The sequence below is a fragment of the Bifidobacterium parmae genome, assembly GCF_002860365.1.
Classification (GTDB): Bacteria; Actinomycetota; Actinomycetes; order Actinomycetales; family Bifidobacteriaceae; genus Bifidobacterium; species Bifidobacterium parmae.
In genome coordinates this window covers 21754-40994 of record NZ_NMWT01000028.1, presented here as the reverse complement: position 1 = coordinate 40994, position 19241 = coordinate 21754, and the positions used below count along the sequence as shown (strand labels likewise).

Annotated in this window: 17 protein-coding genes, 4 tRNA genes and 1 pseudogene; 8 read left to right on the top strand and 14 right to left on the bottom strand. The window is 67.3% G+C overall.

Annotated features, from left to right (window positions below):
• Positions 1–89: 89 nt before the first annotated feature.
• Positions 90–962: a pyridoxamine kinase gene (locus Uis4E_RS09265; protein WP_101622880.1), complete on the top strand. Its 873-nt coding sequence runs from the start codon at positions 90–92 to the stop codon at positions 960–962.
• A gap of 90 nt (positions 963–1052) precedes the next feature.
• On the opposite strand, the gene Uis4E_RS09260 is transcribed toward Uis4E_RS09265, so the two are convergent.
• The 4 genes from Uis4E_RS09260 to Uis4E_RS09245 all read right to left on the bottom strand — a co-directional run bounded on the left by Uis4E_RS09260 (position 1053) and on the right by Uis4E_RS09245 (position 4480).
• On the bottom strand, positions 1053–1787 hold the full coding sequence (locus Uis4E_RS09260) for a hypothetical protein (RefSeq protein ID WP_101622879.1): 735 nt from the start codon (positions 1785–1787) through the stop codon (positions 1053–1055).
• An 85-nt stretch (positions 1788–1872) separates the two neighbouring features.
• Positions 1873–2328 carry a hypothetical protein gene (locus Uis4E_RS09255; protein WP_101622878.1) on the bottom strand — a complete coding sequence of 152 codons (456 nt, stop codon included), beginning with the start codon at positions 2326–2328 and terminating at the stop codon, positions 1873–1875.
• Between the two features lie 92 nt (positions 2329–2420).
• The gene (locus Uis4E_RS09250) at positions 2421–3761 is read right to left on the bottom strand and encodes a sensor histidine kinase (RefSeq protein WP_101622877.1); all 1341 of its coding nucleotides are present in this window, start codon (positions 3759–3761) and stop codon (positions 2421–2423) included.
• A complete protein-coding gene (locus tag Uis4E_RS09245) occupies positions 3758–4480 on the bottom strand; it encodes a response regulator transcription factor (RefSeq protein ID WP_165784938.1) in 723 nt (240 codons plus the stop codon). Before Uis4E_RS09245 ends, Uis4E_RS09250 begins: the two co-directional genes overlap by 4 nt.
• Before the next feature lie 180 nt (positions 4481–4660).
• On the opposite strand from Uis4E_RS09245, the gene Uis4E_RS09240 reads away from it, so the two are divergent.
• Positions 4661–5002, top strand: a complete 342-nt coding sequence (locus tag Uis4E_RS09240) for an MGMT family protein (RefSeq protein WP_165784937.1) — start codon at positions 4661–4663, stop codon at positions 5000–5002.
• Positions 5003–5020: 18 nt separating this feature from the next.
• Here Uis4E_RS09240 and Uis4E_RS09235 read toward each other — a convergent pair whose 3' ends face one another.
• From Uis4E_RS09235 to Uis4E_RS09225, 3 genes are all read right to left on the bottom strand, one after another.
• Entirely contained in the window at positions 5021–6460 is a 1440-nt protein-coding gene (locus Uis4E_RS09235) for a DNA-processing protein DprA (protein ID WP_101622875.1), read from the bottom strand.
• A 129-nt stretch (positions 6461–6589) separates the two neighbouring features.
• Positions 6590–8143 carry a YifB family Mg chelatase-like AAA ATPase gene (locus tag Uis4E_RS09230; RefSeq protein ID WP_101622874.1) on the bottom strand — a complete coding sequence of 518 codons (1554 nt, stop codon included), beginning with the start codon at positions 8141–8143 and terminating at the stop codon, positions 6590–6592.
• Complete coding sequence (locus Uis4E_RS09225; RefSeq protein ID WP_034529977.1) at positions 8143–8586, bottom strand: YraN family protein; 444 nt, start codon at positions 8584–8586, stop codon at positions 8143–8145. Before Uis4E_RS09225 ends, Uis4E_RS09230 begins: the two co-directional genes overlap by 1 nt.
• Positions 8587–8786: 200 nt before the next feature.
• Between Uis4E_RS09225 and Uis4E_RS09220 the strand changes: the two genes are divergently transcribed.
• The 6 genes from Uis4E_RS09220 (at position 8787) to Uis4E_RS09195 (ending at position 14649) form a co-directional block, all read left to right on the top strand.
• On the top strand, positions 8787–10715 hold the full coding sequence (locus tag Uis4E_RS09220; RefSeq protein WP_101622873.1) for an FAD-binding protein: 1929 nt from the start codon (positions 8787–8789) through the stop codon (positions 10713–10715).
• A gap of 118 nt (positions 10716–10833) precedes the next feature.
• A complete protein-coding gene (locus tag Uis4E_RS09215; RefSeq protein ID WP_101622872.1) occupies positions 10834–11784 on the top strand; it encodes a succinate dehydrogenase/fumarate reductase iron-sulfur subunit in 951 nt (316 codons plus the stop codon).
• Positions 11785–11934: 150 nt separating this feature from the next.
• Positions 11935–12606, top strand: coding sequence for an O-methyltransferase (locus Uis4E_RS09210; protein WP_101622871.1), 672 nt, complete (start codon positions 11935–11937; stop codon positions 12604–12606).
• A gap of 124 nt (positions 12607–12730) precedes the next feature.
• A complete protein-coding gene (locus Uis4E_RS11950; protein WP_165784936.1) occupies positions 12731–13723 on the top strand; it encodes a hypothetical protein in 993 nt (330 codons plus the stop codon).
• A 276-nt stretch (positions 13724–13999) separates the two neighbouring features.
• A complete protein-coding gene (locus Uis4E_RS09200; RefSeq protein ID WP_101622870.1) occupies positions 14000–14320 on the top strand; it encodes a type II toxin-antitoxin system Phd/YefM family antitoxin in 321 nt (106 codons plus the stop codon).
• Positions 14317–14649: a type II toxin-antitoxin system RelE family toxin gene (locus tag Uis4E_RS09195; RefSeq protein ID WP_101622869.1), complete on the top strand. Its 333-nt coding sequence runs from the start codon at positions 14317–14319 to the stop codon at positions 14647–14649. The genes Uis4E_RS09200 and Uis4E_RS09195 overlap by 4 nt, the downstream gene beginning before the upstream one ends.
• A gap of 485 nt (positions 14650–15134) precedes the next feature.
• Here the strand turns inward: Uis4E_RS09195 and Uis4E_RS09190 are convergent, their stop codons facing one another.
• The 7 genes and pseudogenes from Uis4E_RS09190 to clpX form a co-directional block, all read right to left on the bottom strand.
• Positions 15135–15902, bottom strand: a complete 768-nt coding sequence (locus Uis4E_RS09190) for an LOG family protein (protein WP_101622868.1) — start codon at positions 15900–15902, stop codon at positions 15135–15137.
• A 41-nt stretch (positions 15903–15943) separates the two neighbouring features.
• Positions 15944–17218, bottom strand: a pseudogene (locus Uis4E_RS09185) (Na+/H+ antiporter NhaA); the annotation flags it as partial.
• Between the two features lie 75 nt (positions 17219–17293).
• Positions 17294–17367: transfer RNA gene (locus Uis4E_RS09180), tRNA-Arg, on the bottom strand.
• A gap of 32 nt (positions 17368–17399) precedes the next feature.
• Positions 17400–17476 (bottom strand) — tRNA-Arg (locus Uis4E_RS09175).
• A 45-nt stretch (positions 17477–17521) separates the two neighbouring features.
• A tRNA-Arg gene (locus Uis4E_RS09170) sits at positions 17522–17595 on the bottom strand.
• A 32-nt stretch (positions 17596–17627) separates the two neighbouring features.
• Positions 17628–17704: transfer RNA gene (locus tag Uis4E_RS09165), tRNA-Arg, on the bottom strand.
• Positions 17705–17775: 71 nt separating this feature from the next.
• A complete protein-coding gene (gene clpX / locus Uis4E_RS09160; RefSeq protein ID WP_034529983.1) occupies positions 17776–19140 on the bottom strand; it encodes an ATP-dependent Clp protease ATP-binding subunit ClpX in 1365 nt (454 codons plus the stop codon).
• Between the last annotated feature and the right edge of the window lie 101 nt (positions 19141–19241).

Below are 19241 nucleotides of genomic sequence, written 5' to 3'. Positions count from 1 at the left end.
AATGTGGATGGCGCGCGCTCCCCCGCCGACGACGCGACTACGCTCGTCGATGCTGCAAGTTTTTCGTCCGATTGTCGATTGGAGTTCCCATGACCGACGTCACCCTCTACGACCGCGATCCCCTGTACATCCCGCGCGTGGCCGCCGTGCACGACATGTGCGGCTACGGCAAGTGCTCGCTGACCGCCGCCATCCCGATCCTGTCCGCCGCCGGCTGCGACGTGTGCCCGGTGCCGACCGCACTGTTCTCCGCGCACACGCGCTACGAGGTGTTCACCTTCCACGACACGACGGAGATCCTGCCCGGCTACCTCGACGCGTGGCGCAAGGAGAACGTTGACCTGGACGGCGTGTACTCCGGCTTCCTCGGCTCCGCCGAGCAGGTGGCGCTGATCCAGCGCCTGTACCGCGAATACCCGAAGGCGCTGCGCCTGGTCGACCCGGTGATGGGCGACGCGGGCCAGATGTACCCGACGTACACGCCGGAGCTGTGCGATGCGATGGGTGCGCTCGCGGACGGCGCGGACGTGCTCATGCCGAACCTGACCGAGGCGTCGATCCTCACGAAGCGCGACTACCCGGGCCAGGATCTGAATGACGCGGCCGTCACCGACCTGCTGGACGCCCTGCTGAAGCTCGGCGCGAAGAACGTGGTGCTGAAGGGCATCGACCACGGCGACGGCAAGATCGTCAACTACGTGGCGAGCGCGGAGACCGGCGCGGAGAACAAGATCGAACTCGCGCACGAGAAGCTGCCGTACATGATCCACGGCACGGGCGACGCGTTCGCCTCCGCCCTGTGCGGCGCGGTGCTGGCCGGCCGCGGCCTCGCCGAGTCGGCGAGAATCGCCGGCGAGTTCGTGCGCCATTCGATGGAGAGCACCCGTCACCAGCCGAACTTCGAGGAGCGCGGCGTAAGCTTCGAGCTGAACCTCGGCGAGCTCACCGGCCTGGTGAAGTGACGTTCCGCCCGTGACGGCGGGGAGGGGTGTGAGGCTTCGCGGCTCCACGCCCCTCCCCCGTTTCATGCGCGTCCCGCGCATATCACACCGTCACTGGTGCAACGGGTCGGTCTCGCACAGGTAGAACTGATGCCCCTTCTGCGTGTTCTGGCCGTATTTGAAATCCGGATTCGGCCGGTCGCCGATCTGTTCGAAGTATTCGCCGAAGAACTCCTGGTACCGTCGGTCGGCCTCCGTGATCTGCTCGGCGCTGGGCCGCGTGACGGCGCTCACGGTCATCGTATCGATGTACTCGTCCTCGCTCAGCGGCCCCGGCAGCAGATCGTGTTTGACGTAGCACCGGTAGCTGGCCCGGGCCAAGGCCTCGGCGTCGAGGTTGTCGGGATTGTCGCGCATCTGCTGGTAGATGGATTGCACGTTCCACCAGTCGGTCTTCTTCGCGCAGTCCTCCTGCACGTCGAGGATCTCCTGGTCGGAGAGGCTGCCGCGCATCTGCCGTATTTCGGTTTCGTTGGCGACCAGACCGTAGGGCGCGAGACATTGCTGTTGCGCGGCGAGGATCTCGTTGAGCTCGGCGTCGGTCACCTGACAGTCCTCCAGGATGTGTTTGGCGAGTTCCGTCTTCGCGTTCCCGTATTCCCGTTTGAATTCATCGGCGTATGGACCGGAGAAATCAGGCGCCTTGCAGGTCGCCGACGACGCGGCGGCCGAACCGTCGCCGCCCGCCGCGTCGCCTCCGTCGGCGCCGTTCGCACCGATGCCGCATCCGGCGAGCGCGACGCACATGGCGGAGATGACGGCTACCGTGACGATTGTCCTGTTCATGACGGCCTCCTTGCCTTCCGATGCCTGTGACGCCCAGCGTAGGCCCGATGCCGCACGACGCGCTGACGCGCCGTAGTCCACGCGGTTACGCGCCGGCCAACGGTTCCAGCCATTGGTAGTCGGATTCGATCCGGCATTGGTCGACGATCGACGACTGTCGCCGGTCATCCATCGAACCGCGGACCGGGACGACGCTCTCGCCTATCGGGTTGCCGTCGCCGTCCGTGATCGTCCTGACCTGCATCCCGTAGACGGACAGGCACGCGTTGTAGGCCTTGCGCACTTCAGCCAGTTCGTCGGGCGTCACCGTGCCGTCTTCGAGTATGCTGCGCCCGAGTTCGGTGTGCAGGTTGTTCCAGGCGTCCAACGCCTCGTACTTGTGCGGACCGGTGAATTCGGGGTGGTCGCTGGTGGTAGGCAACGTGCGGCTGGACCCGTCGCCCGCGTTGGACGCCACGTCGCTCCATGGCCGCGGGAGCAGCGACGTCGGCATCGCGGTGACGGCGATGCACGCGGCGAGGAGCGTGACGGCCGTCAACATGAGGCGATGCCGCCGATCGAGTCTGGCGACGATGCCGTGGATTGGTGTCCGGCGACCCCGTCTGCGTGGTCGGTCACCGCCGCGGATTCCGGTCATGATGCACGCTCCCGGCGACGTGCCGGACCGGGATGCGCGGGGATGCGGGCGTACAGTATCCAGTCGCCGTCTTCGGCCGTGGTGTTGAGTTCGCCGCCCATTCCCCGGATGATGCGCCGGTGCAGGGCGAGTCCGCTGCCATGCGGTCTGGGAGCGTCCGGCATGCCGTCGCCGGCGTGCCGCGCGGCACCGCCTTGCGGGGCGGCCGGATTGGTCTCCATGATTTCGACGGCGTGTTCGCCGAAGGTGATGACGCAACGGTATTCGCCTGCATCCGGGCTCATGTGCCGGGTGATGTTCGCCGCGATCTCGCCGATGAGGTCGGCCGCGGCCGCCAGCGACTCCCCGGAGCACTCGTCGCCCGTTTCGCCGCGCAGGTCGAACCGGCCATGGAATCCGAGACGCGCGAGCCTTGTCTCGGCCGTCCGTGCGGCGGTCGAGACGTCCTCCCGCCGGCGGGAGACGGCGCGAGACGCCGGAGGGATCCCGTCGTCCGGCGAAGCGTGACGTTCCGGCGCCTCCGATGCCGCCGGAACGGGCCGCCCACCGCCGTCGGAGGATGACGGCCGCTCGAGCAGGTCGATCACATGGTGGATCTCATCGAGCACGGACAGCGCCTGGTCGTTGACGAACCGCCAGTCGGCGCGTTCGCCCGCATGCGCCGCGTCGTCGCCGATGCGCCGCAGCTCGCGTTGCGCGGTCAATGCGATGTAGGAGAGCCCGCCGGATGCGGAATCGTGGATGCGCGAGGCGAGACGCGTGTTGCGTTGCAGCGTGTCGAGCTCCCATTGCCGTCGTTCCAGGGCCATCGCCTGTTCGCGCATCTCGTCGCGTTGCCTGCGCCAGCGGAACGACATGCCGCCCATCGTGGCGAGCGTGAACATGCCGATGTAGTTGACCATGCCGATCCATGTGGCGGACAGCGCGTTGAACGTGTTCAACGCCACCGGCACGCATTCGGCGAGCGTCACCGTGAGCAGCGCGCCGACGGCCACGGGGATGGCGCTATCGTATCCGATGACCGCGAGCGCCAGGTACGCCGCCCACAGCGGGTTCGGCCCGGACAGGTCGAGCACGAAGAGTCTGGCCACCACGGTCATGATGATGAGCCAACCCGAGATTCGTGGGAGGAACGGCGAGAGCACGATGGCGACGACGGAGATCCCGGAGAACAGGAAGTTCAGCGGGTAGACCGGAGGGATCGCCGCCCATTCGATCAGCGTGGCGGCGAGGGTGAACGCGGCGATGGCGATGCGGAACCAGTGCGTGCGCAGCCACTGGAGCGGACGTGACGGTCCGCCGCCGGGATCCACGTCCCTGTCCGGCACGACGTTCATCGTTCGTCCTCCATCGAGCCCGTCCACAGGGCGACGGCCTGGCCGCGCGTGGAGACGCCGAGCTTGTGGATGGCGCGCGTCAGGTAGGTCTTGGCGGTGGAGACGCCTACCTGCATGTCGGCGGCGATCCGGGCCGTGTCGAGGCCGCGCGAGCACAGGTTCATGGCTTCGGCCTCCCGGTCCGACAGGAGGAAGCGGCGCGGAATACGCCCGCCGGCGAGACGCACGTGCGCGGCGGCGGACGTCTCGAACGTGGCGTCCGTCGCGCCGGACGGCCACGTGCCGCCGGCGGCGAGCGCGCGGACCGCCTCGACGATCGGTGTTTCGACGGCTTTGGGGACGATGCCCTGCGCACCGGCATCGGCGGCTTTGGACGCGTAGACGGCGAGCGAGAACGAGGTGACGGCGAGGATGGCGACGCGTGCGGTCTTCACACGGATGGCGCGGCAGACGGCGGGACCGGACAGTTCGTCCATGCTCATGTCGGTCAGGAGCACGTTCGGCGCGGTATCCGGGGAAAGGCATCGGGCGAGCGCGTCACGTCCGGACGTGGTCTTCCAGATGACGCGCGCCTCGTCCATGAGTTCGGTGATCGTGCGTTCGAGGAAGGCGAGCGCGAACGGGTCATTGTCGAGCAGTCCGATGGTGACGATGGGACGTGCGGTCCGTGCGGTTGCGGCGTGTGCGGGCGAGGCGGGCGGCCTGTCGTCGGCGGTCATGGCGTTCCCCTTCCTTGGCTCCCGTCGCCTCCGCGTCGATGCGGGCCGTCCCGGAATCCGGTTTCCACGGTAGCACCGGATGCCCTCCGGCGACGGCATTGTCGTCGTCCGCCGGATGACATTCGGCCGCATCCGCTTCGAGCCGCGCCGGCGGCGTTCCCCGCTCGTAGACTGGAGGGCATGGGTTCTGCTTCGTTCAATGAACGCGTGTATGCGGTGGTGCGCCGCATCCCGCGCGGCATGGTCGCCACGTATGGGCAGGTGGCGGCGTTGGCGGGCGCGCCGCGCAACGCACGCATGGTCGGCTACGCGCTGCACGCCAATCCGGAGCCGGGCGTGATCCCCTGCCATCGCGTCGTGTTCCGCGACGGTTCGCTCGCGCCCGGTTTCGCGTTCGGAGGCCCGGACGAGCAGCGCGCCCTGCTCGAGGAGGAGGGCGTCGTGTTCGTCCCGCCGGCGGCGAAGCCGGCGGGCGATCCGGGTTGGCGGGTCGATCTCGACCGCTGCCGGTGGAAGGCGTAGACGTCAGAGCTACGTCGATCACGTTCCCGCCGTTCCTCGGACCGGCCACACCTCCCCTCGTTCGCGGCGGATGAGACCGCGCGCCTCCAGTTCGCCCAGGTCGGCGAGCAGACGGGGCATGCCGGCGTCCGGGTCGTCCTCGCGCAGACGCGCCAGCAACGTGTCGCACGTGACTGGTTCATGCCGTCTCCGGCATGAACGGATGGCGGTCAGCACGACCCGCTGCGATGCGGTGGCCGTCACGTCGCCGCCACCGTCGCCGTCGGTCCCGTTCCCATCCGCGTCGTCTCCCTCCGCCGCTTCCGGCTCCTTCCACGGCTCCTCTCCCAGCTCGGGCTTGTGCGCGGGGTGGACGAGTTCGTCGATCTCCTCGATGGAGGCGAGCAGCATGGCCTGATGGTCGGCGATGATCCGGTTGCATCCGGCGTTGTGCGGCATGGTGATGGGGCCGGGCACGGCGATCACCTCACGGTTGAGGTCGTTCGCCCAGTTGGCGGTGCTGAGCGCGCCCGAGCGCAGTCTCGCCTGCGCGACGACGACGGTGGAGGCGAGCGCCGCGATGATCCGGTTGCGCAATAGGAACCGTCGCGCTTCGGGGATGGTCCCCGGGCACAGTTCGCTGATGAGCGCGCCGCCCTGTCCGACCATCCGCTCGAACAGGGGCAGGTTCGTGGAGGGGCCGATGTGGTTGAGCCCGCCGGCGAACACGGCGACGGTTCGTCCGATATCGTTCGCGGGATTCGCGTCGTCATGATCGGCCATGCCGCCGCGGCTTCTCCTTACACGTTCGTCCACTGCGGCGAGCGCGCCCCAATGCGCGGCGGCGTCGGTGCCGAGCGCGCCGCCCGAGACGATGAGATGCCCGGAGGCCGCGCACCGCATCGCCACATCGCGGGCCACGGCGCGCCCGTAGTCGGTGGCGCCGCGCGAGCCGACGATGGCGACGGGTTTCGCGCAGCTGACGAGCGCGCGCACGTCGCCGACGCCCCATAGGCACAGGGGCGACGCCCAGTCGCGGCGTGTGGACAAATCCTGCAGCTGGTGCGGCCAGTATGGGCTGGTCGGGCCGATGATCCATTGCGCGCCGTCCATCGTGAACCAGCCGTCGAGATGCTCCCAGTCGAGGGTGGGCAGCGTGTCGAGGCGGGCGTGCCATCCGGCGAGCGCCTTGTGGAACGCGCGCGTGCCTTGCGGCGTGACCTTGCTACCCCATCTGGCCAGGCCGACGGCGAACACGTGGTCGAGTGTCCTCCTCGCCGTCGCGGCCGCCGCGCCGGCGTTGCCGGGTCGTGACCCGATGATGAGCCTCAACGCCTCCGTCCCGCTGCCCGCTCCCTTGATGGTGGCGTACATGATCGCGTCCGCCCCGTCGAGGCAGTAGGTGAGCGTGGCACGTGCCAGCGTCTCCCGGTCGGGAGGCGGGTAGCGTCGCTCCGTAGGGGAATGTGGTGTCTCCATGACCGTGTCCTTCCATCGATGCCATGACCATCGGCCCCATGATTCCCATGGGATCCTCGTAATCCGTCGGTTCCGTTCCGTTGCCGTCCATGCCGGCTCCTTTCCGTTCGCGTCCCTTGTGTGGGACGCTCATATCAGCCGCGTGCGCAGGGCGATGCCCTGCAGGGTCTCCTCGCGGCCGGGGGACGTCCGCCCGGCCAGGTCGGCGAGCGTCCAGGCGAGGCGGAGCGCCCGGTCCGCGCCTCTCAGGCTCAGCCGTTGCGTCTCCAACGCGCGGTTGACCGGTTCGAGCGCGGATTGGGCGATGTGTTCGCGCATCCACGTGCCGGACGCCTGCGCGTTGCATGTCCACCCGTGCATCCGGTAGCGTTCGGCGGCGGCGTGACGCGCCTGGATGACGCGGCGGCGTATGCCGGCGCTGTTCGGTCCGCGCCCGTACCGTTCGCCGCCGATGATGCGAGGCACGGGCGGCACCTCCACTTGGATGTCGATGCGGTCGAGGATCGGACCGGAGAGCCTGCCGAAGTAGCGTTGCCGTTCCTTGTGCGTGCACACGCAGCGCTCCCCCGTGCCGTAGCTCATGCCGCACGGGCATCCGTTCGCCGCCATGACGAGTTGGAACGCGGCCGGATAGTAGGTGGTGCCTTTGGAACGGGACAACGCCACGTATCCGGATTCCAGCGGCTCCCTCAATGTCTGCAACGCGCGCGCCGAGAATTCGGGCGCCTCGTCCATGAACAGGACGCCGCGGTGGGCGCGCGTGATCGCCCCGGGTTCGGCGAGCCCGGTGCCGCCGCCCACGAGCGCCGCCGTGGAGGACGTGTGGTGGGGCGCCTCGAACGGCGGCACGTCGCTGATGCCGTAGGCGTTGAGCGTGCCGCACAGGGAGCGGATGGACGCGACCTCCAGTTGTTCGGCGTCGGTCAGCGGGCACATGATGCCGGGCATGCGCGAGGCGAGCATCGTCTTGCCCGAGCCGGGCGGGCCGACCATGATCATGTGGTGGCCGCCGGCGGCCGCCACCTCCAACGCCCATTTCGCCTGCTCCTGCCCGACCACGTCGGCCATGTCGCCGGTCTTCGGCGACGTGAACGTCTCATGGTCCCGCGGCGCGGTGGACGCGGACGCCCCGCCGCCGAGCGCCGGCTCGTCCGGCAGCCGGTAGCGTGCGGAGCCACCCATGAGTTCGATGAGCTCGCCCACATGGCGCACGCCGACCACGTCCACCCCGTCGATCAGATGCGCCTCCTCGAGGTTGCCGGCGGGCAGGATCACCTGTCCGACGCCGCGTTCGCGCGCGTGCAGGAGGATCGGCAGCACGCCGTTGATGGGCAGCACCGTGCCGTCGAGGTTCACCTCGCCCATGACGACCGAGTCGATGAGGCAGTCGTGCGGGATCGCGCCGGACGCGCCGAGCACCGCGGCCGCGATGGCCAGATCGTGCGACGAACCGCGTTTCGGCATGCTCGCCGGGCTCAGGTTCACGGTCACGCGCGTCTCCGGCCAGTGGAATCCGGTCGCCTGGCAGGCGGATTTGACGCGTTCGCGCGCCTCGGACAGCGAGGCGTCCGGCAGACCGATAATCGAGAAGTACGGCAGGCCCGGGCTGATGAACGCCTGCATGGTGATGATGAACGCCTTCAATCCGATCAGCCCGATCGACAGCGCGTTGCCGATCGCCATCAGAACGCCCCCGGAATGAGGTGGACGAGCGGTCTGCCGCCGCGCACGACCACGGTGACCACGTCGAAGCGCACGCCGGTATGCCCGATCCGATGCTCCGGTTCGAGCAGCCATTGCACGCCCGCCCGGCGCAGGTTCGCCTGCTTCGTGTACGTGACCGCCTCCTGCGGCAGCCCATGCTTCATGGTGCGCCGCGTCTTCACCTCCACGAACACGATCCGCCGTTCGGGAGACAGGGCGACGATGTCGAGCTCGCCGTAACGGGACCGCCAGTTGCGGTCGACGATCGTCCAGCCGCGTTCCGTGAGCCACGCGGCGGCGTAGTCCTCGCCGAGCGCGCCCAACGCGCGCGTGGCGAGCGTGCCGTCCTTGAGCCGTTCGGCGATCCGGTCGAGCGGTTCGAGAGCGGGTAGGCCGGACGTCAGGGCCTCCGGCGGCGCCATCTGCAATGCTGTGGTATCCATGCGTCCACTGTGCCCGCCGGCGCCCGGTCGGGGCCAGCCGCACGGGGAATGTGGACGGAGCCCCCGACCCCGCGCGTGTCGTGGACAACGTGTGGACGGCAGGCGGGTTATCCACCATTCGTCAAGGGCCTTGACAACAGGAGCCGGCGAAGTCCGCCCTTATGGAACAATGGGGTGATATGAGTCCGAAGCAGTTGGAAGACATGTATGACGCGGTGATCGTCGGCGCGGGCGCGGCCGGCCTGTCCGCCGCCCTGGGGTTGCTCCGCTCCCCCGAGATCAGGCAGATGAAGGAGAGGGGCATCGACCCGAAGATCCTGGTGGTCTCGAAGCTCCAGCCGTTGCGCTCGCACACCGGATCCGCCGAAGGCGGCATCGCCGCATCGCTCGGCAACATCGAGGCCGACGACTGGCATTGGCACTACTACGACACCGTCAAGGGCGGCGACTGGCTCGTCGACCAGGACGCGGCGCGGCTGCTCGCCGAATACGCGCCCGAAACGGTCATCAACCTGGAACGCGGCGGCGTCGCCTTCTCCCGCACCGAGGACGGCCACATCGCGCAACGCCGCTTCGGCGGGCACACGCGCGAATTCGGCGGCGCCCCGGTCAAGCGCGCCGCCTACGCGGCCGACCGCATCGGCCACCAGATCCTGCACGCCCTGTGGCAGCAGTGCGTGGCCGCCGGCGTCGCGTTCGCCGAGGAATGGTACGTGACCGACCTGGTCCTCGCGGACGACGGCGCGAAGGCCGCCGGCGTCGTCGCCTTCGACACGCACAAGGGCACGATCCACGCGGTCAAGGCGCGCAACGTGCTGTTCGCGACCGGCGGCGCGGGCCGCCTGTTCCACACCACGTCGAACTCATGGGATCTGACCGGCGACGGCATGGCGCTCGCGCTCGCCGCCGGCCTGCAATTGGAGGACGCGGAGTTCGTGCAGTTCCATCCGACCGGCCTCGCGCATACGGGCATCCTCCTGTCCGAGGCGGCCCGCGCGGAGGGCGGCGTGCTGCGCAACGCGGACGGCGAGGCGTTCATGGAACGCTACGCGCCCGGTCACGCCGATCTGGCCGCGCGTGACGTGGTGTCCCGTTCCATCATGGCGGAGGTGGACGCGGGCCGCGGCGTCGCCGACCCGAAGGACCCGGACGGGCGCAGGGACTGCGTCTGGCTGGACATGACGGGCATCGACCCGGATCACATGCGCGCCGTGCTGCCGCAGGTGGTCGAGACCATCGAGAAGTACGCGGACATCGACCCGTCGAAGGATTTCGTGCCGATCAAGCCGACCGCCCACTACACGATGGGCGGCATCCCGATCACCGTGGACGGCGAGGTGTACCGCTGGAACGCGGGCGACGGCGAAACCGGCGAGGCGACCGGCGAACGCGCCGTGGTCGACGGCCTGTTCGCGGCCGGCGAATGCTCGTGCGTGTCCGTGCACGGCGCGAACCGTCTCGGCGGCAACTCGCTGCTCGACGCCTGCCTGTTCGGCACGCGCGCCGGCCGCACGCTGGCCGCGCGCGTCGCCGCGCAGCCGGTCGGCGATCCGATGGCCGTGGACGATCCGGACGTGCAGGAGATCGACGACGCGATCGCCGCCGCCGCGGACGCCGCTTCGGCCGCGCGCGAGAACGAATTGAAGGACCTGCTCACGCCGCGCGCCGATGCCGCGGACGATACGGACGGAACCGCCGCCGCGGACGATGCCGACGACAACCCGTACCGGCTCATGGCCGACCTCGGCCAGGTGATGGAGCGCGCCGCAGCCGTGCGCTGCGACGCGGAGGGTCTCGAAGCCGCGCTGCGTACGGTCGACGGCGAGCTCGCCCCGCGCGCCGACGCGCTCGCCGCGCACGACAAGACGGCCGCGTTCAACCAGGAGGTCACCGCCATCTGGGAGGTGCGGCATCTCATCGGACTGGCGCGCGCCGTGCTCGCCGCGTCCGACGCGCGCCACGAGTCGCGCGGATCGCTCAAGCGCAACGATTTCCCCGAACGCGACGACGAACGCTTCCTCGCCCATTCGATGACCGACGCGTCCGGCCATATCGCATGGCAGCCGGTGCACATCGTCGACATCCCGCCGAAGAAACGCGAATACTGAACCGCACGGCCGCATGCCGTGAAGACCCCGTACGGGCCGTCGCTCACCGATGTCCCGTACGGGCACGGCTTATGTCACAATGGAGAGTTGTTTTGAGACCGATTCAGGAGGCGCGCGCATGACGAATTCGAACGTGACGACGGTGACGTTGAAGGTGAACCGTTTCACGCCGCGTCCCGAACGCGAACGCGACCGTGCGCGCGGCGGCAGCCCGTTCGCCCGCACGCGCAAGAGCTCGCCGTTCGGCGGCAGGTCGGACGCGCCCGCGCGCCGTCGGCCCCGCGGCCGCCAGTGGGTGCAGGAGTACACGATCCCCGCACGCCCCGAGGACACGGTGCTCGACTGCCTGCTGGCCATCAAGCGCACCGTCGACCCGACGCTCGCCTTCCGCTACTCGTGCGGCCACGGCATGTGCGGTTCGGACGCGGTGGCGATCAACGGCACGCCGAACCTCCTGTGTACGGCCACGCTCAAGGATTGGGTGAAGCCGGAGGGCGGCGCTCCGCTGACGGACGACGACGGGTTCCGCCGCACCGGCGACGGCGCGGCGGATGCGGACGGGACACAGGGAGCGGCTCTGCCCGAATCCGGCAGCCTCGGCGTCATCGAGCTCGGCCCGCTGCCCGGTTTCCCCGTCGAACGCGACCTCATCGCCGACATCGACCCGATGCTCGACCAGATCAGGAAGCTCAAGCCGTATCTCGAAGCGGACGGCGTGCTCGCCACCACGCACGAGGGCAAGGTCGACGTGTTCGAATACCTGCAGCATCCGGACGAGCTCGCCAAATACGAGCAGTTGAGCAACTGCATCGCCTGCGGCGTGTGCGAGGGCTCCTGCCCCGTGTTCGCCGGCGGCGACGCGTTCATTGGCCCGGCGGCGCTCATCTGGGCGAGCCGCTTCGTCAACGATTCGCGCGACACGATCACGATGGATCGTCTCGACGCGATCGACACGGCGGACGGCGTGGCCGCCTGCCAGTCGGTGCGCGCCTGCACCCGCCAATGCCCGCGCGGCATCGACGTCGGCGAGGAGATGTGGCAGATCGTCGCCAAGGTGCGCGAACGCTGACCGGTCGCGCGGGATCGCCGGAACGCGGCCATCCCGCGTGGACTCGCACGGATGCCGCACGGCATCGGCGCGGTATCGGCTGCGAACGATTGCGGTCGGTCTTCGGGACCGGCCTAACGAGGACTTCAGAGGATTGTAAAGGACGTGTTCATGGATAGGACGCAGTACACGAATCTCACACAGGCCTGGGGATTCGTGGAGAATCACGCGCTTTCCCGCCAGACGCCGGCTATGGCGCAGATCCGGGCCGCCACCGAGAAGGCGGGCATGCCGCAGGGTTCGGCCGCGCAGGCGGAGGTCCTGTCGATGCTGGCCCATCTGACCGGCGCGAAATCCGTGATCGTGGTGGGCACCGGTTCGGTGATGGAGACGCTGGAACTGGTGCGCGGTCTTGACGGCACGGGCCAGCTCACCGCCGTGGACTCGTCGGCGAAGGGCATCACCGTGATCCGCAAGGCGTTCGACGTGGTGCAGGATTCCACGGCGACGAAGCTGCGCGCGGTCAACGCGCAGGCCGGCGTGTTCCTCCCCCGTCTCAACGCGGGCGACTACGACATGATCGTCGTGGCCGGCGACGCCGTCAACTACGCCGCGTCGTTCGAGCAGGCGCCGCGTCTGCTGCGCGCCCACGGCGTCATCGTGTTCACCGACGTGCTCGCCTTCTACGACGGCATGAACTCGGGCGGCGTGCTCGACCCGGCCGACCGCAGCGAGAAGGCGACGGCGATGCGCGAGCTGCTCGACACGGTCGAATCGGACGAACGCTTCCGCACCGTCCTCACCCCCACCGGCACGGGACTGCTCGTCGCCTCCAAGCTGTGAGACCAATCGCCGGCTCTCGGTTTTCTGCGTCTTGTCCGGTTCCTCCCAATGCAGGATGCCCCGTCCACTGTGGCGGGGATTATCGTAGGGAGATCGGAGAGAACCGTATAGGAGAAACAGAACGATGAGTGAGATCAAGCATGATGTGAGCGGGTTGCCGCCGGTGCCGCTGCCGGACGGCACGCAGTCGGACACGATCGGCGCGACCGGGAGGCGTCGCCCGAAGTGGCTGCTCCCCCTGGCCGGCGCCGGCCTGGCCGTGCTGCTCGTGGCCGGCGGGCTGGGCGGGTACACGGTCTGGTCCAACCATGAGCTGGCCGTCGCGAAGACGGCGTGCGCGGAGGCGTCGGATCGCGTGCGCGTGGCGGCGAACCGGTACAACACGCTGCTGGACGGCGAGGCCGCCGGTCTGGCGAAAGTGAAGACGTCGCAGGTGAAGGACGCGAAGACCATCGGCACACTCGTCGACCGGATCAACGAGAAGACGCCCGACTATGAGGGATGCGTGGCGGACCGCAAACCCGACCTGGACGCCGCCGCGGCGAAGCTCGACAAGCAGGCCGACTGGTACGGGAAGCACACGAAAAGCCTGAAAACCGCGGTCAAGGCGGTCAGGGACTCCAAGCTCGCCAAGACCATCGACACGGCCAACACCCTGTTGAAGGACTCCGACGGGAAGGTCGCCGACGGGAAGACCCGCGACGAGCTGGCGAAGGCCATCCGGGCGAAGGACGAGACCGCCATCGCGACGGCGTCCAGGAAGGTCACGGATTCGATCGACGCGAAGAGGAAGGCGGACGAGGACGCCAGGGCGAAGGCGGAGGCCGAAGCCCAGGCGGCGGCCCAGGCTGCCGCGGCCCAGCAGGCGGCGCAGGCGTCGCAATCGTATTCGGGCGGAGGCTACTCGTACACGGGCGGCGGATACGCGAACAGCGGCTACTCGGGCGGCTACTCGGGCGGCTACTCGTCATCCGGTGGCTCCACCGGCGGATACACGGGCGGAGGAACCTCATCCGGCGGCAACACCGGCTCGTCCGCGACCATCGCCCCACCGATCAGCGGCGGACACGGATGCAGCAGTAATTGTGGTACAGATGATGGTTGGTATCATCACTGATTTTCCTTTTCACCCACCCTAGGAACGGCATTTACGAGCACTGAGCTCGCTTGGCGCTGATTCCTGTTTAGCGGTCTTCTTTCGGAGGGTTCTCTGACATGTCCATGTCGGAGAACCCTCTTCGCATTTGTTCCTATATGGCCAGCCGGTCATGTCATTTGAATGGAGAGTCTGCCGCCGATCGCGTGAATCACCTTGAGAATGGTGACAAAACCAGGTCTGCCGCGCCTATGATGATGTTAATATCGTCATAGACAACGATATAAGGAGGAATCGATGAGCGTTTCCACACTGCCCCGCATCAACCAGACGGTCTCCATCAGCGATCTCAACCGCGGCAAGGCCACCGAAACATGCCTCCTCGCCCGCAAGGCCCCCGTGGTCGTCCTCAACCGCAACAAGCCGACGGCCGTCATCCTTGACATCGACCAATACAATCGGATTCAGGAATACCTGGAGGACATGGACGACGCCCGCATGGCCGAAGAGCGTTTGGATCATTGGAACGGGACCACCATCAACGAGCATGATGTCATGCGGCACGCCGGCATCACGGAGGCGGACATCGCCGCCGCGCCGGAGGTCGAATTCGAGTGACCGCATGGGAACGGGAGTGGCTTCCCGAAGCGGAACATGATTTCAGCAAGTTCGACGCCTCGATTCAAGCCCAGGTCATCAAAGGATTGCGGAAGGTCGCCGAGAATCCGCTTCCCACGACCGAGGGCGGGTACGGGAAGCCGTTGCGCAACGGCAACAAGACGAAGCTCGCCGGACTATGCAAAATCAAGTTCAGGAACATCGGCGTACGCGTCGTCTACAAGCCGATTCGCACCGACAGCCGCATGCTCATCATCGTGGTCGGCATCCGCGCAGACGACGAAGTGTACCGGATCGCGGACAAAAGACGACGAAGCCACGACATCTGAACCGAACCGCCTGCTACGGCAGTCGAATCATCGTCCCACCAATCAGCGGAGGACACAGATGCGGCGACCAATGCCATGGCGGAGATAACCGCACTCGTCATTAACCTATTCTGCATCGGCTTACCGATATAGTATTTTGCTGTCCTCAGTCGAGGAGGCATCAAAGCACCTCTGGGCAGTTGCCCTTGCCGACGTTATTCCGCGCCTCGCATGCTTCTTGCTTCATGCCGGGCAAAGCGGAAATTCGCGCCGCGCGTGATAGCCGGCAGGATTCCACGCCGCGTAACCACATATCGCAGTGGAAACGGGTTGTCCGGCGGACATTCATGCCGGGTAACGCCAAACAGTCGGGTTTCCGTGTTGTCCGGCAAGGAATCATGCCGGACAACACGTTTAGTCCGGATATGCGTGTTGTCCGGCACCGATTCGTTCGTTGCATCCGAACCGTGACGCGCATCTCCCAATGAGACAGGCACCCTTCGGACTCAGCCGATCGTGACGCCGGGAATCGCGCCGGCGGCCACGCGCACGGCCTCGTCGGGGTCGTCGGTGATCGTCACCAGACGCGGGTCGACGCCGGAGATCATGCCGTGCTCCTTCACCGGTCCCTCCAGCCAATCGAACAGGCCCTGCCAGTAGGCCCTGTCGTAGAGGACGACCGGCATGCCATCCACCTTGTGCGTCTGCACCAGTGTGAGTACCTCGAACATCTCGTCAAGCGTGCCGAACCCGCCCGGGCAGACGATGATGCCGGACGAGTATTTCACGAACATGAGTTTCCTCACGAAGAAGTAGCGGAAGCTCATGCCGAGGTTCACGTAGTCGTTGATGCCCTGCTCGTGGGGCAGTTCGATGCCGAGTCCCACGGATTTGCCGCCGGCCAGCGCGGCTCCCTTGTTCGCCGCCTCCATGATGCCGGGTCCTCCCCCGGTGATCACGGCGACGCCCGCCTTCGCGAGCCGCTCCCCCATGCGCCGCGCCGCCTCGTAGGCGGGGTCGTCGGAACGCGTGCGCGCGGAGCCGAACACGGCGACCGCGGGCCCCAGCTCGGCCAGCGCGCCGAAACCGTCGACGAATTCGGATTGGATGCGCAGCACGCGCCACGGGTCCATGTGCAGCCAGCCGGTGCCGTCGTCAGGGCGCAGCAGGTTGGCGGTGGTGTTGTCGGCGGGAATCATGTCCCCGCGCATGATGATCGGCCCGCGATGATAGGTCTGTCCGAGAGGCGCGTCCGCGTCGTTGTCATTGCTCATACCGCATGATTCTAACGCGCGACGGCCGCATGTCAGACGCGCGACGCAGCCTCGCGTTCGTAGCGTTTCGACTGGCGGCTCAGCAGCACGCCGGAGATCGCGGCGGCGATGAGCGAGCCGACGAGCACGCCGAAGCGCGCCTCGGCGGACAGTTCCGGATTGTCGTAGGCGAGGGAGGCGATGAAGAACGCGACGGTGAAGCCGATGCCGCACGCGCATGCGGCGGGGAACATGTCGCGCACGCGCAGCCCCTTCGCCATCTTCAGGCCGAACAGGTGCGTGGACAGCCATGCGGTGGCCATGATGCCGAGCGGCTTGCCGACGACGAGCGCGACGATCAGCGCGATGACGATCGGCGAGAGCATGAGCGCGGGCGTGAGCGATTCGAAGTGCACGCCGGTGGCGAACAGGGCGAACACGGGCAGGGCAAGCAGCGCGGAGAACGGCTGGAGTTTGCCCGCGTACCGGTCGGCGCGGGGCGTCGATTCGCCGTGCACCTCACGCGCGGGGGTGAGCAGGCCGACGAGCACGCCGGCGAGCGTCGGGTGCACGCCCGCCTCGAACATCATCACCCAGGCGAGGATGCCGACGACGGCGACGAGCGGCCACGGCACGCGCCTCATGCGCACGAGCACGTACCAGACGACGGCGCATGCGGCGATGCCGATGAACCAGTACCATGCGTTGAGCGCGGAGAAGAACACGGCGATGAGGATGATGGCGAGCAGGTCGTCGACGGTGGCGAGCGTCATAAGGAACGCGCGGATCGCGCCGGGCAACGCACGCGCGAAGATGGCGAGCACGGCGAGCGAGAACGCGATGTCGGTGGCGGTGGGTACGGCCCAGCCGCGCGCCATCTCGGCGAACGGGATCTCGCTGCCGGTGGTGGTGAGTACGAGGGAACCGGCCGGTCCGGGACCGTATTGCGCGAGCAGCGCGGTGACGGCCGTGAACAGGATGGGAGGCGTGACCATGCCGCCCACGGCGCATAGCATCGGCACGGCGGCGGCCTTCGGATTGGCGAGCGAGCCGGTGGTGAGCTCCTGCTTCAAGTCGAGACCGACGGTGAGGAAGAAGATGGTGAGCAGACCGTCCTGCGCCCAATGCCCGACCGGCAGGTCGAGGTTGGTGCGCGGCACGGCGATGTGCGTTTCGGCGATGGTTTCGAACATATGGGCGGTGGCCGGTAGGTTCGCGAGGATGAGGCCGAGGAACGCGAAGGAGAGCATGATAAGTCCGGCGAGGCGGTCGGACGCGGCAACGTGGCGGATCGTGCCCCACACTCCCCTGCGGCGTGTATCGTTGCCGTTCGTCATTCGTCCTCCCCTGTGCCGATGCCTGATGCTGATATTGGAAAAGCCCCTGTCACATACGTGAAAGGGGCTTTATCGTGCGCGAGACAGGATTCGAACCTGCGACCTGCTGATCCGTAGTCAGCTGCTCTAATCCGCTGGGCTACTCGCGCATACCACCTGGTTTACCTCGTGCGGTCCGAGGTGGTGCGCCGGACAGGATTCGAACCTGCGACCTGCTGATCCGTAGTCAGCTGCTCTAATCCGCTGGGCTACCGGCGCATACCGAATCTTCGGTTATCGTGTCACGGTATCACCCGTGACGAGTGCGCGAGACAGGATTCGAACCTGCGACCTGCTGATCCGTAGTCAGCTGCTCTAATCCGCTGGGCTACTCGCGCATACCGCCTGGTTTACCTCGTGCGGTCCGAGGTGGTGCGCGAGACAGGATTCGAACCTGCGACCTGCTGATCCGTAGTCAGCTGCTCTAATCCGCTGGGCTACTCGCGCATGTTGTCTTGCTCAGGCAACTCGACATATATTACCCATCGTCCGCAGATTCGCAAGGTCGGCGTGTCGCACTATGCGGCGCGACGTCGTCTGCCTGTCGTGCGCGACGCGACCGGGTGCAGCTCCTGCGTGTCCACGTTTTCGCTGGAACGCACCATCTTCGGCACACCCGCGCCGGTGACGGACGCCTTGTCGACGATCACCTGCGTCACGTCCGGCATGCTCGGCAGCTGGAACATCGTGTCCTGCAGCGTGCGCTCGATGATGGACCGCAGTCCGCGCGCGCCCGTCCCCTGCCGTATCGCCGTGGCGGCGATGGCGCGGACGGCCTCGCGCGTGAACGCGAGATCGACGCCATCCGCCGCGAACAGCTTCATGTACTGTTTGACGAGCGCGTTGCCCGGTTTGGTGAGTATGGCCGCCAGATCGTCCTCGCCAAGCTCGTCGAGCACGCTGACGACGGGCAGACGGCCGATGAACTCGGGAAGCAGGCCGAATTCGGCGAGGTCGTCGGCGCTCACCTGCGCGAGCAGCTCCTCGTCCGGCACCTGATGGTCGTGCCATGCGGCGCCGAAACCGCTTTCACGCGCGCCGAGACGCGTCTTGATGATGTCCGTAAGACCGACGAACGCGCCGCCGCAGATGAACAGGATGCCTCGCGTGTCGATCTGCACGGTCTCCATGTCGCGGTGCTTGCGTGTTCCCTCGGCAGGGACGGCTGCGACAGTTCCTTCAAGAATCTTGAGCAACGCCTGCTGCACGCCTTCGCCCGACACGTCGCGCGTGATAGACGTGTTCTCGCCGCTCTTGCGCGCGATCTTGTCGATCTCGTCGATGTAGACGATGCCGTGCTCCGCCTTGGACACGTCGCCGTCGGCCGCCTGGATGAGCCGTTGCAGCACGGTCTCGACGTCATCGCCCACATAGCCGGCTTCGGTGAGCGTGGTCGCGTCGGTGATGACGAACGGCACGTTCATCACGCGGGCGAGCGTCTGCGCGAGATACGTTTTGCCGACGCCCGTGGGCCCCAATAGGAGGATGTTCGACTTGGCGACCTCGACGTCGGCGAGCGGGTCGCGACGACGCCCGCGCGCCCGCTCGTGCGTCTCGTCGAGTTCGCCGGCACGTTCCGCAAGCTCCATGTTGACGCGCTTGTAATGGTTGTATACGGCGACGGACAGGGCGCGTTTGGCCGTCTGCTGGCCGACCACGTACTTGTCGAGATACGCGTTGATCTGCACGGGCTTGGGCAGTTGCAGTGCGTTGACCTCGGCGTCCTTGTGCCGTTCCTCGGAGATGATGCCGACGCACAGTTCGATGCACTCGTCGCAGATCGCAGCCCCTTGGCCGGTGACGAGTTTGCGCACCTGATGCTCGGTCTTGCCGCAGAACGTGCACTTCGGCACGTCGTCGTCGTAGCTCACCACATGCCCCATCGCATCTCCTTCACTGTGTCGGCGCGGGTTCCGCCCGTCCTTTTTCGCCGGAAAACAAACAAAAGGCTCCCTTTCCCGTATGGCGGGAAAGGGAGCGCGCC

Coding starts and splice junctions, on each gene's coding strand:
- Uis4E_RS09265 (WP_101622880.1), top strand. CDS start 90: ATGACCGACGTCACCCTCTACGACCGCGATCCCCTGTACATCCCGCGC.
- Uis4E_RS09260 (WP_101622879.1), bottom strand. CDS start 1,787: ATGAACAGGACAATCGTCACGGTAGCCGTCATCTCCGCCATGTGCGTC.
- Uis4E_RS09255 (WP_101622878.1), bottom strand. CDS start 2,328: ATGTTGACGGCCGTCACGCTCCTCGCCGCGTGCATCGCCGTCACCGCG.
- Uis4E_RS09250 (WP_101622877.1), bottom strand. CDS start 3,761: ATGAACGTCGTGCCGGACAGGGACGTGGATCCCGGCGGCGGACCGTCA.
- Uis4E_RS09245 (WP_165784938.1), bottom strand. CDS start 4,480: ATGACCGCCGACGACAGGCCGCCCGCCTCGCCCGCACACGCCGCAACC.
- Uis4E_RS09240 (WP_165784937.1), top strand. CDS start 4,661: ATGGGTTCTGCTTCGTTCAATGAACGCGTGTATGCGGTGGTGCGCCGC.
- Uis4E_RS09235 (WP_101622875.1), bottom strand. CDS start 6,460: ATGGAGACACCACATTCCCCTACGGAGCGACGCTACCCGCCTCCCGAC.
- Uis4E_RS09230 (WP_101622874.1), bottom strand. CDS start 8,143: ATGGCGATCGGCAACGCGCTGTCGATCGGGCTGATCGGATTGAAGGCG.
- Uis4E_RS09225 (WP_034529977.1), bottom strand. CDS start 8,586: ATGGCGCCGCCGGAGGCCCTGACGTCCGGCCTACCCGCTCTCGAACCG.
- Uis4E_RS09220 (WP_101622873.1), top strand. CDS start 8,787: ATGAGTCCGAAGCAGTTGGAAGACATGTATGACGCGGTGATCGTCGGC.
- Uis4E_RS09215 (WP_101622872.1), top strand. CDS start 10,834: ATGACGAATTCGAACGTGACGACGGTGACGTTGAAGGTGAACCGTTTC.
- Uis4E_RS09210 (WP_101622871.1), top strand. CDS start 11,935: ATGGATAGGACGCAGTACACGAATCTCACACAGGCCTGGGGATTCGTG.
- Uis4E_RS11950 (WP_165784936.1), top strand. CDS start 12,731: ATGAGTGAGATCAAGCATGATGTGAGCGGGTTGCCGCCGGTGCCGCTG.
- Uis4E_RS09200 (WP_101622870.1), top strand. CDS start 14,000: ATGAGCGTTTCCACACTGCCCCGCATCAACCAGACGGTCTCCATCAGC.
- Uis4E_RS09190 (WP_101622868.1), bottom strand. CDS start 15,902: ATGAGCAATGACAACGACGCGGACGCGCCTCTCGGACAGACCTATCAT.
- clpX (WP_034529983.1), bottom strand. CDS start 19,140: ATGGGGCATGTGGTGAGCTACGACGACGACGTGCCGAAGTGCACGTTC.